The organism is Brachybacterium sp. p3-SID1565, assembly GCF_025143785.1.
GTDB classification, from domain to species: Bacteria; Actinomycetota; Actinomycetes; order Actinomycetales; family Dermabacteraceae; genus Brachybacterium; species Brachybacterium epidermidis.
This window is the reverse complement of the sequence record NZ_JAMBDS010000003.1, coordinates 34,510-50,209: the sequence shown is the minus strand read 5'-3', so window position 1 is coordinate 50,209 and position 15,700 is coordinate 34,510. Positions and strand designations below refer to the sequence as shown.

The window sequence follows — 15,700 nt, the reverse complement described above, 5'->3', positions numbered from 1 at the left end:
TCGACAGGAAGGAACCCGGGTGAACGACACCACCCCCTCCACCGGCAGCGCAGATCTCGCCGCGAAGAAACTCCCCGAGCTGCAGGCCATCGCCTCCTCGCTCGGCATCAAGAACGTCCGCCGCCTGCGCAAGGGCGAGCTGATCGAGGCCATCCGCAGCGGCGGCGCCCCCGGCTCCGGCCGGCAGCCTTCCACCGGCGATGCACAGCAGCACAGCGGCGGTGATGCGCAGCAGCGCGGCGACGGTGATGCGCAGCAAAGCAGCAGCGGCGGGTCCGCGCAGGACCGGCCTTCGCAGGATCGGCGTTCGCAGGACGGGCCCGCCCAGGACCAGCCCTCGCGGGAGCAGGCCGCTCGGGAGCAGGCCGCTCCCCAGCGCGCGGCGGATCCCGCACTTGAGATCGAGCTGCCCACCCGCGAGAGGAACGCCCGCGGCGATCGCCGCGAGGACCGCCGGCAGCAGGGGGACGGCCCCCAGCGCGAGGACGGTGATCGGCAGCGACCGGACCGCGGTAATCGCGAGCACCGCGGCGATCGCGAGAACCGCGGCGACCGCGAGAACCGCGAGGACCGCAGCGAGCGCGATGGCCGTGGTCAGCAGCGGCCCCGCCGCATCGAGGACATCGAGCTGCCCGATCGCTCCGGGGAGGACAACGGCGCCCAGGACAGCCGCTCCCAGGAAAACCGGGATGACAACGACGACCGCCGCGGCCGTTCGCGCAGCCGCAACCGCTCCCGTGACCGCAAGCGCCGCGGCCGCGGCCAGGACGACGGCGGCTCGAACCAGCAGGGAGGCCAGCAGGGCCGCTCCCAGGACGACCACGATGTGCGCGAGGGCGACGAGCTCGTCACCGTCGCCGGCATCCTCGACATCCGCGACAACAACGCCTACGTGCGCACCACCGGGTACCTTCCCGGTCCCAGCGACGTGTACGTGAGCATGAACCAGGTGCGCAAGTACGGCCTGCGCAAGGGCGATGCGCTCACCGGACAGGTCAAGGCCCCGCGCGAGGGCGAGGAGCAGCACGTCGAGCAGCAGCACCACGGTGGTGGCGGTGGCCGCAACCGTCGCGGCCGTGGGAACCAGAACCAGGGTAAGTACGCCGCCCTGGTCCAGGTGGACACCATCAACGGTATGACCCCGGAGCGGGCCCGTGCTCGGGTGGACTTCGGCAAGCTCACCCCGCTGTACCCGGACGAGCGGCTGCGCCTGGAGACGGCCTCCCACATCATTTCGCCGCGCGTGATCGACCTGGTCTCGCCGATCGGCAAGGGCCAGCGCGGTCTCATCGTCTCCCCGCCCAAGGCCGGCAAGACGATCATCATGCAGCAGATCGCCAACGCCATCACCACCAACAACCCTGAGGTGCACCTGATGGTGGTGCTCGTGGACGAGCGTCCCGAGGAGGTCACCGACATGCAGCGCACGGTCAAGGGAGAGGTCATCGCCTCGACCTTCGACCGCCCCGCCTCGGATCACACCATCGTGGCGGAGCTGGCCATCGAGCGCGCCAAGCGCCTGGTGGAGATGGGCCGCGACGTGGTGGTGCTGCTGGATTCCATCACCCGTCTGGGCCGCGCCTACAACCTGGCCGCCCCTGCCTCGGGCCGCATCCTCTCCGGCGGTGTGGACGCCTCCGCGCTGTACCCGCCCAAGAGGTTCTTCGGTGCCGCCCGCAACATCGAGAACGGCGGCTCGCTGACCATTCTCGCCTCGGCGCTGGTGGAGACCGGCTCCAAGATGGACGAGGTGATCTTCGAGGAGTTCAAGGGCACCGGCAACATGGAACTGCGCCTCTCGCGCAACCTCGCCGACAAGCGGATCTTCCCGGCCGTGGACGTCAACGCCTCCAGCACCCGCCGCGAGGAGGAGCTGATGGGCAAGGAGGAGCTGGCCATCATGTGGAAGCTGCGTCGGGTGCTGGGCTCCCTCGAGCAGCAGCAGGCGCTCGAGCTGCTCCTGGAGCGCGTGAAGAAGACCCAGTCCAACTCCGAGTTCCTGATGGCGGTGCAGAAGAACACCCCGAGCGTGGGCTCCCGCTCCGGAGACTGAGCTGCGGGCGCTGCGGCGTCCTCGTGCAGTGCCTGCCGCCGGTGTCGCCCCGCAGGGGCGGTGCCGGCGGCTTCGTGCGTGCCGTGATTGCTCCTGGCCGGGCGCGCCGGTAGCCTGCCGGGGTCCGGGAACGTTCACGAAAGGCCGTCCCCATGAGCAGCATCGTCCCTCGCACCCGATGGGCCGTCCTCGGTCCGGGAGCCATCGCCCTGCGCTTCGCTGGCCAGCTCCCGCACTCCCAGGGCCTGGAGGTGCAGCTCACCGACGGTGACATCGCATGGCTCGACCTGCGGGTGCAGCAGCGATGAGCGGGACGGTGCGCCGGTCCACCATCATCGACGTGGCCCAGCGGGCCGGGGTCTCCCGGCAGACAGTCACGCGCGCGGTCAACGACATGCCCGGCATCAGCGCTGCCACGCGGGAACGGGTGCTGCGCGCCGCACAGGAGCTGAACTACCGCCCCTCGCGCTTCGGGCGCGGCCTGGTAGAGCAGGGCCCCGCCACCCTCGGGGTGCTCATCAAGGACCTGTCCAACTCCTTCTTCGCCGAGCTCGGTGCCGCCGTGGTCCGCCGCAGCGCCCGCCACGGCTGGAACGTGGTGCTGGCGGAGACGGACAACGCCCCCGAACCGGAGGCCGCCGCTGCGGAGCTGTCCCGACGGGTCGATGCGATCGTCGGCTACGGCGTGCGCACCGAGGGGATCCGCGGTGCGATCGGCATGCCCGTGGTCCATCTGGACGGCACCGCGGAGCAGTCGGCCACTGCGGGCGTGGTGCAGTTCGGCTCCCGGCAGGCGATGGAGGATCTGGCCGTGCATCTGCAGTCCGTCGGGGCACGCCGCCCACTGGTGCTCGATCTCGACATCGCCCGCGCAGCCACAGCGCCCGCCGGTGCGCGGGAGCGCAGCAGTCGTGCGCACGACCTGGTGCGGGCATTGGATGCGATCCGCACCGACGGCACGACCCCCGTGCGCGCGGTCCACGCCACGGACGGGCACCGTGAGGTGCTCGAAGCGGCCCTGGCCGACGGTGCCGACGCGCTCATCGCCTTCAACGACGAACTGGCCGTGCGACTGCTGCGCACGCTGCGCGGGATGGGCGTGCAGGTGCCCGACGGGGTGCGGCTGGTCGGCGTGGACGGCCTGGAGATGTCCTCCCTCGTCACCCCGGAGCTGACCACCCTCGCGATCGACATCGGCGAGATCGCCGAGCAGACCGTGGACCTGGTGGCCGGGATGCTCGAGGGCCGCGTGCCGCTGCGCGGTGAACAGGCCCACCGCACGGTGCCGTTCCACCTGCGGGTGCGCGACTCCGCATGACCGCGCCGCCGGTGCCCGATATGGCGAACGCCGCACCCCGGTGACCTGTCGGATGCCCGTTCGACGTGGCACACTGGTGCGTCGGTTCTGGTTCACGGCGCCCGCCGGGCGCCGACCCAGCGACCCGAGAAGGAGAGAAGCGATGAAGGCCGAGATCCACCCCGAGTACGTCACCACCCAGGTCACCTGCACCTGCGGCAACACGTTCACCACCCGCAGCACCAAGACCGACGGCAAGATCAACACCGAGGTCTGCTCCGCGTGCCACCCGTTCTACACCGGCAAGCAGAAGATCCTGGACACCGGCGGCCGCGTCGCCCGCTTCCAGGCCCGCTACGGCAAGAAGAAGGCCTGAGACCTCTCGCAGACGCCGGCGCGCTCCCCACGGTGCGCGTCGGCGTCGTCGTATGTGACGGGCACCCGTGTCCGTCGGACGTCACGGGGGAGCAGAGTTGAGCACCGACCCGGGAGCGGACAGGCTCGCGCCGCTGCGCGCTGAGCACGCGCAGCTGCAGGACCAGATGGCCGATCCCACCCTGCACGATGACGCCTCCCGGGCCCGCCGCGTCGCCCGCCGCTGGGCGGAGGTCGAAGCGGTGCTGCGCGCGGCCGCCGTCGTCGGCGCCTGCGAGGACGACCTCGCCGCCGCCCGAGAGCTGGGCGCGGAGGATCCGGAGCTCGCGGCCGAGGCCGAGCAGATCGCCGCACGCCTGGCCGCCGAGCGCGAGCATCTCGAGGACCTGCTGGCGCCCCGCGACCCCGACGATGCGCGGGACGTGATCCTGGAGATCAAGGCGGGTGCCGGGGGAGAGGAATCGGCCCTTTTCGCCGCGGAGATGCTGCGCATGTACCGCTCCTTCGCCGAGCACCGCGGCTGGCGTGTCGAGGTGCTCAGCTCCGCCCCCTCCGAGCTGGGCGGGCTGCGGGACGTCACCGTCTCGATCGCCTCACGCGGCGCCACGACCCCCGCCGACGGTGTCTACGCTCATCTCAAGCACGAAGCCGGTGTGCACCGCGTGCAGCGGGTCCCCATCACCGAGTCCGCCGGGCGGATCCATACCTCGGCCGTGGGCGTGCTGGTGCTGCCGGAGGCGGACGAGACCGACGAGAGCGAGCTGCTCGCCGAGGCGCTGGCCCCCGCCAACCTGCGCATCGACGTGTTCCGCTCCTCCGGGCCGGGAGGCCAGAGCGTCAACACCACCGATTCGGCCGTGCGCATCACCCACCTACCCAGCGGCATCGTGGTCTCCTGCCAGGACGAGAAGAGCCAGCTGCAGAACCGGGAGCAGGCGATGAGGATCCTGCGCACGCGCCTGCTGGACCAGCACCGCGACGCCCAGGACGCCCAGGCCGCCTCCGCGCGCCGTTCCCAGGTGCGCACCGTGGACCGCTCCGAGCGGATCCGCACCTACAACTTCCCCGAGTCGCGCGTGGCCGATCACCGCACCGGGTACAAGGCCGGCAATCTCCAGCAGGTGCTCTCCGGCGATCTCGAGGAGCTGATCGGCTCCGCCCGCGCCGCCGAGCGGGAGGCCCGCCTGGCCGAGGCCCAGCAGGGCACGCCGCAGTGAGCACGGAGCCGGCCGAGACCGCCCGCGCGAGCGCCGACACCCGCGCGAGCGCCGACACCCGCGCGCGGCTGCGCGAGGCCCTGGCGAGCACCACCGCCCGCCTGGGCGCAGCCGGCGTCCCCTCGCCCAGCGCCGACGCCCGTGCCCTGCTCGCCCTGGCAACGGGCAGCGATGGCCCCCTGGTGCTGCTGGACTCGCTCCCGGACGACTTCGAGCCCCGACTGGACGCCCTGGTGGCGCGCCGCGAGGCCCGTGAGCCGCTGCAGCTGATCGAAGGGCATGCAGCCTTCCGCCGCCTGCGCCTGAACACGGAGCCCGGGGTGTTCATCCCCCGCCCGGAGACCGAGCTCGTGCTGGACCTGCTGCAGCAGCACCACCACGGCCCCCTTCAGCAGATGGCGGACCTGTGCACCGGCAGCGGGGCCCTGGCCGCTGCCCTGCTGGACGAGCTGCCCGAAGTGCGCGTGCTCGCCGTCGACATCGACCAGCAGGCCGTGGCCCTCACCCGGCGCAACACGGCCGCCTGGCAGGAGCGCATCGAGGTGCGCCGCGCCGACCTGACCTCACCCGGCTCCCTCGCCCATGCGCCGCAGCTGGATGCGGTCGTCTCCAACCCTCCGTACGTGCCGCCGGATGCCGTTCCCCAGGAGATCGAGGTGCAGCGGTACGACCCCGCCCGCGCCCTGTACGGGGGAGGGGCGGACGGCCTGAATCTGCCGCGCACCGTGATCAGCTGGGCCCACAGGCTGCTGCGGCCCGGCGGACTGCTGATCATGGAGCACGCCGACGTCCAAGGAGCCGCCACCCGCGCCGCCGCCGAACGCATCGGCGGGTTCGAGGACGTGGCCACCCTGCCTGACCTCACCGGCCGCGACCGGTTCCTGGTCGCGCGCCGGGCGGTCGATGCGACGCGGCCCGGGGGCGATGCGGCGCAGCCAGAGCCCGATGGACCACGGAAGTGAGAGACTGACCCGGTGAGCGTGCACGACACCCAGAACCCCGAGTCCCGCGAGGACGCCCTGCAGACCGCCGTCGACGCCGTGCGCGAAGGCCGCTTGATCGTCCTGCCCACCGACACGGTGTACGGCATCGGAGCCGATGCGTTCTCCGCCGACGCCGTCGACGCACTGCTGGAGGCCAAGGGCCGCGGCCGCGACACCCCGCCCCCGGTGCTGGTGGGCGATCCGTCGGTGCTGCTGGCGCTGGCGGTGGACGTCCCCGAGTACGCCGAGCGCTTGGCCGAGGAGTTCTGGCCCGGCCCGCTCACCCTGATCCTCACCGCCCAGCCCTCCCTGACCTGGGACCTCGGCGAGACCCGCGGCACCGTGGCCCTGCGCATGCCGGATGACGAGGTCGCGCTGGAGCTGCTGCGCCGCACCGGACCGCTCGCGGTCTCCAGCGCCAACCGGCACGGCCGCCCCGCCGCCCTCAGCGTGCTGGATGCCGCCACCCAGCTCGGGGACTCGGTCGAGGTGTACCTCGACGGCGGCACCGCGCGCATCGGCACCAGCTCCACCATCATCGACACCACGGTCGAGCCGCCCGAGATCGTGCGCGAGGGCGCGCTGTCCCGGGAGCAGATCGTGGAGGTCCTGGGCGACATCTTCACCGCCCCCGAGCCGGAGCCAGCCCAGGACGACGCCACTGCGGACGTCGACGACAGTGACGCCGGGGGGGCGACCGGCCCGGTGGAGAACTCCTCCGACGACAGCGACACCGACATCCGCACCCAGCCCGATCAGGACGATTCCGACCCGGCCGTCCCCACGGCCGGGACGACCGACCCGGCAGCTGCGGCCGATGCGATCGCGCTCCCCTCCGAGCCCGACATCGAGGACATCTCCTCGGGCGAGCAGCCCGCGACGGAGTCCGCAGCCGGGAACGAGACCCCGCTGGATACCTCCGCCGGTGAGGACACCGCCGACGGCGAGCGGACGGAGAGCGCGCCCGGGTGAGGATCTACCTCTTCCTGCTCCTGGTCGCCGCGGCCGTCTCCTTCCTGACCACACCGGCGGCACGACTGCTCGCCCGCCGGGTAGGAGCGATGACGGCGGTGAGGGCGCGCGACGTCCATGACGCCGTGACCCCACGACTGGGAGGCCTGGCCATGTTCGCGGGCGTCACCGCCGCGCTGGTGCTGGCCAGCCGCGTCCCGTTCCTGCAGGGGCTGTACGCGGACTCCGCCCAGCCCTGGGGGATCCTGGCCGCCGCGGGCATGGTGTGCCTGCTCGGCGCAGCCGACGACAAGTGGGATCTGGACTGGGTGACCAAGCTCGCCGGGCAGGTGCTCGCCGCGCTGCTGCTGGCCTGGCAGGGCGTGCAGCTGGTCTCGCTGCCGATCGGCGGGGTCACGCTGCTGTCCGGACGCACCTCGCTGATCCTCACCGTGCTGGTGGTGGTGGTGAGCATGAACGCCGTGAACTTCGTGGACGGCCTGGACGGGCTCGCCGCGGGCGTGATGGCGATCGGCGGCACCGCGTTCTTCCTCTACGCCTACCTGCTCACGCGCAGTGCCTCCACCACCGACTACTCCTCCCTCGCGGCCCTGATCACGGCCACCATGATCGGAGCGTGCCTGGGCTTCCTGCCTCACAACATGGCGCGGGCACGAATATTCATGGGGGACTCCGGCTCGATGCTGCTGGGCCTGCTGCTGGCCGCGAGCACGATCACCGTCACCGGCCAGGTGGACCCCGCCCGACTGACCGGGGCCGACCTGTTCGGGCAGTTCCTGCCGATCCTGCTGCCGATCGCGGTGATGGTGGTTCCCTTCCTGGACTTCGCGCTGGCCGTGGTGCGGCGCATCGGCTCGGGCCGCTCCCCGTTCCATGCCGACAAGGCGCACCTGCACCACCGCCTGCTGAGCCTGGGGCACTCCAAGACCACGGCCGTGCTGATCATGTACACGTGGACCGTGGTGATCTCCATCGGCATGCTGCTGCCGCTGGTGCTGGATGCGCAGTCCGTCCTCCTGTTCTGGGCCGTGGGCGTGCTGATCGCCGTGGTCCTCACCTTCGACCCCCTCGACTGGCGCCGTGCGCGCCGGCGGAAGGAGAACGATGTCCACGTCACCTGAGCAGCCCGTACGCACCCGCGGTGACCGCGGCATGCTGCGCGCAACCCTGGTCGCCCTGGCCGTCGGCGTCGCGCTCGACGCCGTGGTGATCGCGGTGGCCGCCGTCGCCTTCGACACCCCCGCCGTGCTGGGGGCCCTGGTGGGCACGGCGCTGACGCTGGTGGTCGTGGTGCCCACTGTCGTCACGGCCTATCTCGCCCCGAAGCTGGGGGCGATCGCCATGGCCGTGACGGTTCTCGCATCCTGGGGCGCGAAGATGGTGATCGTGATCGTGGTGCTGATCCTGCTGCGGGACACCGCACAGGTCTCCATCGCCTGGGTCGGGATCGCACTGCTGGTGGGAGCGCTGTGCGCGATCGCCGCCGAGATGATCCTTCTGCTCAAGGTGCGCCAGCCCCTCGATGTGACCTCGTCCCAAAGGACCGACGTCCGTGCCGAGGAGCAGTGATGCTCTGTTATGCTCCCAGAGGCGTCCCACCGCTGATCACGGGCTTGACCGGACAGCGCGGAGGCTTCCGGGCAGGTGAACCGAACGGCACCGACGCCACCCCCCAGCAGCGCATCCAGCGGAGCCGGGCTGCACGAAGTGAACATCAGGTCCGCCGCAGAGGCGGGCTGCACGACCACGGGAGATCGAGCTGAACACCGCCGACGTTGCGCCCCCTCTCCTCGCGGAGGGTGACTCCATCCTCCACATCCCCTCGCTGGAGGAGTTCTTCCCCGACCCCATCCTGTTCGCGGGCACCCCCTTCGAGTTCAACCGCATCCAGCTGGTGCGGCTGATCATCCTGGCCGCCGTGCTGATCTTCATGTGCGTGGTGGCCTCCCGCTCCAAGCTGGTGCCCGGCCGCGTCCAGAGCATCGTCGAGCTGCTGGTCGAGTTTGTGCACAAGAACATCGTGGTCAATGTGCTCGGCGAGAAGGACGGTCGGCGCTTCGGCCCCTGGCTGGTCACCGTGTTCGTGCTGATCCTGGCGCTGAACCTGGGGTTCATGGTGCCGGGGCTGAACATGTCCGGCACCGCCGTCATCGGCATCCCGCTGCTGCTGGCCCTGGCCACCTTCGTGATCTACGTCGCCTCGGGCATCAAGGCGCACGGCGTGGGCGGCTACCTCAAGCACGCCACCATGCCCCCTGGTGTGCCGGGCGTGGTGTACCTCCTGCTGGTCCCGATCGAGCTGATCCAGGTGTTCGTGGTCCGCTGGGCCTCGCTCACCATCCGTCTGCTGGCCAACATGGTGGGCGGTCACATGATCATCGTGGTGCTCATCGGCCTCACCCACGGCCTGGTGGTCTCCCTGAGCTGGCTCACCGCGGCAGCACCTTTCGCCGGTGCCCTCAGCCTGGGCGTCTTCGCCTTCAAGATCTTCGTCGCCGCCCTGCAGGCCTTCATCTTCACCATCCTCTCGGCGGTGTACATCCAGATGGCTGTCACCGACGAGCACTGACCGCAGTACCCCCCCCAACCTTCCAGCGCGCTGGAACCCCTGATCTGCCGTCCGCCCGGACGGCCCAACGAAAGGAAACCCCCGTGGATCCGATGCTCCTGTCCGCCATCGAGGGCAACATCGCCTCCGTCGGCTTCGGTCTCGCAGCCCTCGGCCCCGGCATCGGCCTGGGCATCCTCGTCGGCAAGACCGCCGAGGCGCAGGCCCGCCAGCCCGAGATGCGCTCGCAGCTGCAGACCACCATGCTGATCGGCGCCGGCTTCGTCGAGTTCCTGGCCCTGCTGGCGATCGTCTTCGGCTTCGTCCTCGCGTTCATCTGAGGATCACCCCATGATCCTCAGCGCAGGAGATTCCCCCACCCCGGGCTGGCGTCTGTTCATCCCGTACGTGCCGGAGATCATCTGGTCGGCGATCTTCATCGCGATCTTCGCCGTGGTCTTCATGCGCTTCGTCCTGCCCCGCCTCAATGCGGTGCTCGATGAGCGCGCCGAGAAGATCGAGGGCGGCATCCGCCGGGCCGAAGAGGTCCAGGAGCAGGCCGACCAGCTCAAGGCCGACCAGGAGTCCGAGCTCGCCGCCGCCCGCCAGGAGGCCGCTGCCATCCGCGAGAAGGCACGCCAGGACGGGCAGCGCATCGTCGAGGAGGCCAAGGCCCGCGCCGAGGCCGAGAACGAGCGCGTGCTCGCCTCGGGACGCCAGCAGCTCACCGCGGAGCGGATCGCCGCCTCGCACGAGCTGCGCGGCGAGGTCGGGACGCTCGCCAGCGATCTCGCCTCGAAGATCGTCGGCGAGTCCCTCACCGACGACGAGCGCTCCCGCCGCGTGATCGACCGCTTCCTGGACGACCTGGAGTCGTCCCAGGCCGCCACCCGATAAGGACCAGTGATGCGAGGAACGTCCTCCACCTCCCTCGGTGAGGTGCTCCGACACGTCGATTCCGCCCAGGCGGTCCCGACGGATTCGTTGGAGTCCGGTGCCGAGCAGCTGTTCTCGGTGGCCGATGCCATCGACTCCAGCAACCAGCTCGTCAGGCTGCTCTCCGACGCTGGCCGCCCGGCCGAGGTCAAGGAGTCCGCGGTCAGCTCCCTGTTCGCCGACAAGGTCAGCCCGCAGGCCCTCGAGGTCACCCACGAGGTCGTGCGCCGACGCTGGTCCGAGCAGGAGGACATCCTCGATGCGCTCGAGCTGGCAGGCGTGTCCGTCCTGCTCGGCCAGGCCGAGCGGGAGGACGTCCTGGGCGCGGTGGAGGACGAGATGTTCCAGGTGTCGCGGATGATCGACCGCAACGGCGAGCTGCACGCAGCTCTGGACGACGCCCGCGAGCGCCCCGAGCAGCGCGCCCGCATCGTCCAGGCCGTCCTGCAGGGCCGGGTGCATCAGATCACCCTCCAGCTGGTGACCCGGGCCGTGACCCGCCGCAGCGACGTCAAGCCCGCCCGGCGGATCTCGGAGTTCGCACGCTTCGCCTCCGACCGGCGTCGGCGCAGCTTCGCCAGCGTCACCAGTGCGATCGAGCTGAGCGAGGCCCAGAAGGCCCGGCTCGGCGCGATCCTCACCGGCATCTACGGCCGTGACATCCACATGAACGTCCAGGTCGACCCTGAGGTCGTGGGCGGCCTGCGGATCCAGGTCGGAGACGACCTCTACGACGCCACCGTCCTGGCACGGCTCGCCCGCGCCAAGCGACAGCTGGTGTCCTGACCAGCCCCGACCCCGCTCAGACGCCCAGGCGTCGCAGCATCACCAGCACATTCCCCGCACACGGGGAGACCGAGAGGAAGCGAAGCACAGCGATGGCCGAGCTCACGATCAGCCCGGAGGAGATCCGGAACGCACTGGACACCGCGGTGTCCACCTACCAGACCGGCGCCACCGAGCGCGAGGAGATCGGCCGCGTCACCGAGGCCGCCGACGGCATCGCCCGCGTCGAGGGCCTGCCCGACGTCATGGCCAACGAGCTCGTGGTCTTCGAGGACGGCACCCAGGGCCTGGCCCTGAACCTCGATCTGCGCGAGGTCGGCGTGGTGGTGCTGGGCGAGTTCACCGGCATCGAGGAGGGCCAGGAGGTCCGTCGCACCGGTGAGGTGCTCTCCGTGCCCGTCGGCGAGGGCTACCTGGGTCGCGTGGTCGACCCGGTCGGCAACCCCATCGACGGTCTGGGCGCGATCGACTCCGTGGGCCGCCGCGCGCTCGAGCTGCAGGCACCCACGGTGATGCAGCGCAAGGCCGTCAAGGAGCCCATGCAGACGGGCCTGAAGGCCATCGACGCGATGACCCCGATCGGCCGCGGCCAGCGTCAGCTGATCATCGGCGATCGTCAGACCGGCAAGACCGCCATCGCGATCGACACCATCCTGAACCAGAAGGCCAATTGGGAGTCCGGCGACCCGGCCAAGCAGGTGCGCTGCATCTACGTGGCGGTCGGCCAGAAGGGCTCCACCATCGCCTCGGTGCGCGCCGCGCTCGAGGAGAACGGTGCACTGGAGTACACCACCATCGTGGCGGCCCCGGCATCGGACCCGGCCGGCTTCAAGTACCTGGCCCCCTACACCGGCTCGGCCATCGGTCAGCACTGGATGTACGAGGGCAAGCACGTCCTGATCGTCTTCGACGACCTCTCCAAGCAGGCCGAGGCCTACCGCGCCGTGTCCCTGCTGCTGCGTCGGCCCCCGGGCCGTGAGGCGTACCCCGGTGACGTCTTCTACCTGCACTCCCGTTTGCTGGAGCGCTGCGCGAAGCTCTCCGACGAGATGGGCGGCGGCTCGATGACCGGCCTGCCGATCATCGAGACCAAGGCCAACGACGTCTCGGCGTACATCCCCACCAACGTCATCTCCATCACCGACGGCCAGTGCTTCCTGCAGTCGGACCTGTTCAACGCGAACCAGCGCCCCGCGGTCGACGTGGGCATCTCGGTCTCCCGCGTGGGTGGCTCGGCCCAGATCAAGGCGATGAAGTCCGTCTCGGGCACGCTGAAGATCTCCCTGGCGCAGTACCGGGACCTGGAGTCCTTCGCCATGTTCGCCTCGGATCTGGACGCCGCGTCCAAGCAGCAGCTGGGCCGCGGTGCGCGTCTGATGGAGCTGCTCAAGCAGGCGCAGTACTCGCCGTTCCCCGTCGAGGAGCAGGTCGTCTCGATCTGGGCCGGCACCACCGGCAAGTTCGACGACATCGAGGTGGAGGACGTCCGCGAGTTCGAGGCGCAGCTGTTGGAGCACCTGCGGCACAACGGCTCAGTGCTCTCGAGCATCCGGGAGACCTCCAAGTTCGAGAAGGACACGGAGGAGGAGCTCACCCGCATCCTCGAGGACGTCAAGCGCGACTACCTCGTCGGCAAGGACGAGCAGGACCGTGTCCAGCGGGCCGACGAGAGCAGGCGCATGTCCGCTGAGGACATCGAGCAGGAGAACATCGTCCGCGGTTGATCCGTCGCCGCCGCCCGCGCCGGCGGGCGGCGCACGGGCCACGGATGCATCCAGGGCGCACGAGGAGAGACATGGGAGCCCAGCAGAGGGTCTACAAGCAGCGGATCAGGTCCGCGCAGGGCATGAAGAAGATCTTCAAGGCCCAGGAGATGATCGCGGCAGCGCGCATCTCCAAGGCCCATGCCCGTGTGCGGGCCACCACCCCGTACGCCGAGGCGATCACCACGGCCATCGGATCGGTCGCCACGAACTCCGATGAGATCGACCACCCGTTCCTGCAGTCCAAGCGCGATGTCAATGGCCGCGTGGGGATCCTGCTGATCACCTCGGACCGCGGCATGGCCGGGGCCTACTCGCCCAATGCCATCCGCGGAGCCGAGCAGCTCGCCAACCTGCTGCGCGACCAGGGCAAGACCCCGGTGATGTACGTGGTGGGGCGCAAGGGCGACAGCTACTACCGCTTCCGCAACCGCGAGCCGCACCGCTCCTGGACGCCCTACAAGGAGGCCGAGCTGCCGGAACTGGGCCGCGAGATCGCCAAGGTCGTCACCGAGGACCTCCTGAGCGAGGACCTCGAGCAGCACATCGACGAGCTGTACGTGGTAGGCACGCAGTTCGAGAGCCGCTTCCAGCAGCGCACCAAGTCCGTGCGCCTGGTGCCCATGGGCGTGGTCGACGCGGATCCGGGCCAGGTGCGGCCCAGCTACCCGCTGTACGCCTTCACGCCGGATCCGGACACCGTGATGGAGCAGCTGATCCCGCGCTACGTCGAGGCGCGGATCATCAACATCCTGCTGCAGTCGATGGCCTCCGAGCACGCCTCCCGCCAGCGAGCCATGAAGACCGCCACGGACAACGCCGAGACCCAGATCAACAAGTTCACCCGACTGGCGAACTCCGCCCGTCAGGCGGAGATCACCCAGGAGATCACCGAGATCGTCGGCGGTGCCGACGCATTGTCGGGCTCCGGACGCAGCGAACGCTGAGAACCACGGACCACCCGAGATCCCGCCGCGAGCGCTCTCGCCCGCCATACCCACGGAGAGTACGGACATGACCACCACCGCCCCCGCCACCACCGAGACCACCACGCCCGGTGGCACCGGCCGCGTCGCCCGCGTCACCGGTGCCGTCGTCGACATCGAGTTCCCCCCGGGTCAGATCCCCGACCTCTACAGCGCGCTGAACACCGAGATCGGCTTCAGCGGTGAGGGCGAGGACGCGCGCACCCTGTGGCTCGAGACCGCGCAGCACCTGGGTGACGGCATGGTGCGCGCGATCGCGCTCAAGCCCACCGACGGCCTGGTGCGCGGCCAGTCCGTGAACGACACCGGCGCCCCGATCTCCGTGCCCGTGGGCGACGTGACCCTGGGCACCGTGTTCGACGTGACCGGCGCGCCCTTGAACAGGGACGCCGCCACCTTCCAGGTGGAGGAGCGCTGGCCGATCCACCGCAAGGCCCCGAACTTCGACGACCTCGAGTCCAAGACCCAGATGTTCGAGACCGGCATCAAGTCGATCGACTTGCTCACCCCGTACGTGCAGGGCGGCAAGATCGGCCTGTTCGGCGGCGCCGGTGTGGGCAAGACGGTGCTGATCCAGGAGATGATCTACCGCGTGGCCAACAACCACGACGGCGTCTCCGTGTTCGCCGGCGTGGGTGAGCGCACCCGCGAGGGCTGGGACCTCATCGAGGAGATGACTGAGTCCGGCGTGATCGAGAAGACCGCCCTGGTCTTCGGCCAGATGGACGAGCCGCCGGGCACCCGCCTGCGCGTGGCGCTCTCGGCCCTGACCATGGCGGAGTACTTCCGCGACGTGCAGAGCCAGGACGTGCTGCTGTTCATCGACAACATCTTCCGCTTCACCCAGGCGGGCTCCGAGGTCTCCACCCTGCTGGGCCGCATGCCCTCCGCGGTGGGCTACCAGCCCAACCTGGCTGACGAGATGGGCGTGCTGCAGGAGCGGATCACCTCCACCCGCGGCCACTCCATCACCTCGATGCAGGCGATCTACGTGCCGGCCGACGACTACACCGACCCGGCCCCGGCCACCACGTTCGCCCACCTCGACGCCACCACCGAGCTCTCCCGTGAGATCGCCTCGCGCGGCCTGTACCCGGCCATCGACCCGCTGTCCTCGACCTCGCGGATCCTAGACCCCCGGTACATCGGCCAGGACCACTACGACACCGCGGTGCGCGTCAAGCAGGTCCTCCAGCGCAACAAGGAGCTGCAGGACATCATCGCGATGCTGGGCGTGGACGAGCTGTCCGAGGAGGACAAGGTCACCGTCTCGCGGGCCCGCCGCATCCAGCAGTTCCTGTCCCAGAACACCCACATCGCCAAGCAGTTCACCGGTGTGGACGGCTCCGACGTGCCGCTGCGCGACACCATCGAGGGCTTCAAGGGGATCTGCGACGGCGAGTTCGACCACATCCCCGAGCAGGCGTTCTTCAACGTGGGCGGCATCGACATGGTGATGGAGGCCCACCACCGGATCCAGAAGGAGCTCGGTCAGTGAGCACCCTCGAGGTCACCTTCGTGACGGCCGACCGCACCGTGTGGTCCGGTCGCGCCGCCCAGGTGGTGGTGCCCGCCGCCGACGGCTCGATGGGCATCCTGCCGCAGATGCAGCCCACGCTGGCGGTATTGGACCGCGGTCTGGTGCGCATCATCGCCGAGAGCGGTGAGGTCACCGAGCGCGACGTGGTCGGCGGCTTCGTCTCCGTCGACAGCGACGTGGTCACCATCGCCGTGGACGAGGCGGTGCGCGTCGGCGGCTCCGGGCGCTGACCCGCACCGCTCAT

The 15,700-nt window shown here is 70.2% G+C and carries 17 protein-coding genes; all 17 read left to right on the top strand.

The window, feature by feature from the left end; genetic code table 11:
- Positions 1–19: 19 nt before the first annotated feature.
- The 17 genes from rho to M4D54_RS01290 all read left to right on the top strand — a co-directional run bounded on the left by rho (position 20) and on the right by M4D54_RS01290 (position 15,686).
- Positions 20–2,053: a transcription termination factor Rho gene (gene rho / locus M4D54_RS01370; RefSeq protein WP_193864793.1), complete on the top strand. Its 2,034-nt coding sequence runs from the start codon at positions 20–22 to the stop codon at positions 2,051–2,053.
- Positions 2,054–2,205: 152 nt separating this feature from the next.
- Positions 2,206–2,361, top strand: coding sequence for a hypothetical protein (locus M4D54_RS01365; protein ID WP_193864794.1), 156 nt, complete (start codon positions 2,206–2,208; stop codon positions 2,359–2,361).
- Positions 2,331–3,371 (top strand): LacI family DNA-binding transcriptional regulator, encoded by a 1,041-nt coding sequence (locus M4D54_RS01360; RefSeq protein ID WP_228018487.1) that lies wholly within the window; start codon positions 2,331–2,333, stop codon positions 3,369–3,371. The genes M4D54_RS01365 and M4D54_RS01360 overlap by 31 nt, the downstream gene beginning before the upstream one ends.
- A gap of 142 nt (positions 3,372–3,513) precedes the next feature.
- The gene (gene rpmE / locus M4D54_RS01355; protein WP_193864795.1) at positions 3,514–3,726 is read left to right on the top strand and encodes a 50S ribosomal protein L31; all 213 of its coding nucleotides are present in this window, start codon (positions 3,514–3,516) and stop codon (positions 3,724–3,726) included.
- Positions 3,727–3,823: 97 nt separating this feature from the next.
- Positions 3,824–4,942 (top strand): peptide chain release factor 1, encoded by a 1,119-nt coding sequence (gene prfA, locus M4D54_RS01350; protein WP_193864796.1) that lies wholly within the window; start codon positions 3,824–3,826, stop codon positions 4,940–4,942.
- Complete coding sequence (prmC, locus tag M4D54_RS01345) at positions 4,939–5,904, top strand: peptide chain release factor N(5)-glutamine methyltransferase (protein ID WP_193864797.1); 966 nt, start codon at positions 4,939–4,941, stop codon at positions 5,902–5,904. Before prfA ends, prmC begins: the two co-directional genes overlap by 4 nt.
- Before the next feature lie 12 nt (positions 5,905–5,916).
- Complete coding sequence (locus M4D54_RS01340; protein ID WP_193864798.1) at positions 5,917–6,897, top strand: L-threonylcarbamoyladenylate synthase; 981 nt, start codon at positions 5,917–5,919, stop codon at positions 6,895–6,897.
- Positions 6,894–8,018 (top strand): MraY family glycosyltransferase, encoded by a 1,125-nt coding sequence (locus M4D54_RS01335; protein WP_193864799.1) that lies wholly within the window; start codon positions 6,894–6,896, stop codon positions 8,016–8,018. Before M4D54_RS01340 ends, M4D54_RS01335 begins: the two co-directional genes overlap by 4 nt.
- On the top strand, positions 8,002–8,466 hold the full coding sequence (locus M4D54_RS01330; protein ID WP_193864800.1) for a hypothetical protein: 465 nt from the start codon (positions 8,002–8,004) through the stop codon (positions 8,464–8,466). The genes M4D54_RS01335 and M4D54_RS01330 overlap by 17 nt, the downstream gene beginning before the upstream one ends.
- Before the next feature lie 184 nt (positions 8,467–8,650).
- Entirely contained in the window at positions 8,651–9,466 is an 816-nt protein-coding gene (atpB, locus tag M4D54_RS01325) for a F0F1 ATP synthase subunit A (protein ID WP_311199656.1), read from the top strand.
- 83 nt (positions 9,467–9,549) lie between these two features.
- Positions 9,550–9,786 carry an ATP synthase F0 subunit C gene (atpE, locus tag M4D54_RS01320; RefSeq protein ID WP_193864801.1) on the top strand — a complete coding sequence of 79 codons (237 nt, stop codon included), beginning with the start codon at positions 9,550–9,552 and terminating at the stop codon, positions 9,784–9,786.
- Positions 9,787–9,796: 10 nt separating this feature from the next.
- Positions 9,797–10,342 (top strand): F0F1 ATP synthase subunit B, encoded by a 546-nt coding sequence (locus tag M4D54_RS01315; protein WP_193864802.1) that lies wholly within the window; start codon positions 9,797–9,799, stop codon positions 10,340–10,342.
- Positions 10,343–10,351: 9 nt separating this feature from the next.
- Positions 10,352–11,167 (top strand): F0F1 ATP synthase subunit delta, encoded by an 816-nt coding sequence (locus M4D54_RS01310; RefSeq protein ID WP_193864803.1) that lies wholly within the window; start codon positions 10,352–10,354, stop codon positions 11,165–11,167.
- A gap of 92 nt (positions 11,168–11,259) precedes the next feature.
- Positions 11,260–12,891 carry a F0F1 ATP synthase subunit alpha gene (gene atpA / locus M4D54_RS01305; RefSeq protein ID WP_193864804.1) on the top strand — a complete coding sequence of 544 codons (1,632 nt, stop codon included), beginning with the start codon at positions 11,260–11,262 and terminating at the stop codon, positions 12,889–12,891.
- Positions 12,892–12,962: 71 nt separating this feature from the next.
- Positions 12,963–13,877 carry a F0F1 ATP synthase subunit gamma gene (locus M4D54_RS01300; RefSeq protein WP_193864805.1) on the top strand — a complete coding sequence of 305 codons (915 nt, stop codon included), beginning with the start codon at positions 12,963–12,965 and terminating at the stop codon, positions 13,875–13,877.
- A gap of 67 nt (positions 13,878–13,944) precedes the next feature.
- Positions 13,945–15,414, top strand: a complete 1,470-nt coding sequence (gene atpD, locus M4D54_RS01295) for a F0F1 ATP synthase subunit beta (protein ID WP_259889775.1) — start codon at positions 13,945–13,947, stop codon at positions 15,412–15,414.
- Positions 15,411–15,686, top strand: a complete 276-nt coding sequence (locus tag M4D54_RS01290; RefSeq protein ID WP_193864807.1) for a F0F1 ATP synthase subunit epsilon — start codon at positions 15,411–15,413, stop codon at positions 15,684–15,686. Before atpD ends, M4D54_RS01290 begins: the two co-directional genes overlap by 4 nt.
- Positions 15,687–15,700 lie beyond the last annotated feature (14 nt).

What these genes read in the sequence shown, in the direction of transcription:
- atpA (WP_193864804.1), top strand. Translation starts at nt 11,260, where the DNA reads ATGGCCGAGCTCACGATCAGCCCGGAGGAGATCCGGAACGCACTGGAC.
- M4D54_RS01360 (WP_228018487.1), top strand. Translation starts at nt 2,331, where the DNA reads ATGGCTCGACCTGCGGGTGCAGCAGCGATGAGCGGGACGGTGCGCCGG.
- M4D54_RS01365 (WP_193864794.1), top strand. Translation starts at nt 2,206, where the DNA reads ATGAGCAGCATCGTCCCTCGCACCCGATGGGCCGTCCTCGGTCCGGGA.
- atpD (WP_259889775.1), top strand. Translation starts at nt 13,945, where the DNA reads ATGACCACCACCGCCCCCGCCACCACCGAGACCACCACGCCCGGTGGC.
- M4D54_RS01330 (WP_193864800.1), top strand. Translation starts at nt 8,002, where the DNA reads ATGTCCACGTCACCTGAGCAGCCCGTACGCACCCGCGGTGACCGCGGC.
- rpmE (WP_193864795.1), top strand. Translation starts at nt 3,514, where the DNA reads ATGAAGGCCGAGATCCACCCCGAGTACGTCACCACCCAGGTCACCTGC.
- M4D54_RS01315 (WP_193864802.1), top strand. Translation starts at nt 9,797, where the DNA reads ATGATCCTCAGCGCAGGAGATTCCCCCACCCCGGGCTGGCGTCTGTTC.
- M4D54_RS01300 (WP_193864805.1), top strand. Translation starts at nt 12,963, where the DNA reads ATGGGAGCCCAGCAGAGGGTCTACAAGCAGCGGATCAGGTCCGCGCAG.
- M4D54_RS01310 (WP_193864803.1), top strand. Translation starts at nt 10,352, where the DNA reads ATGCGAGGAACGTCCTCCACCTCCCTCGGTGAGGTGCTCCGACACGTC.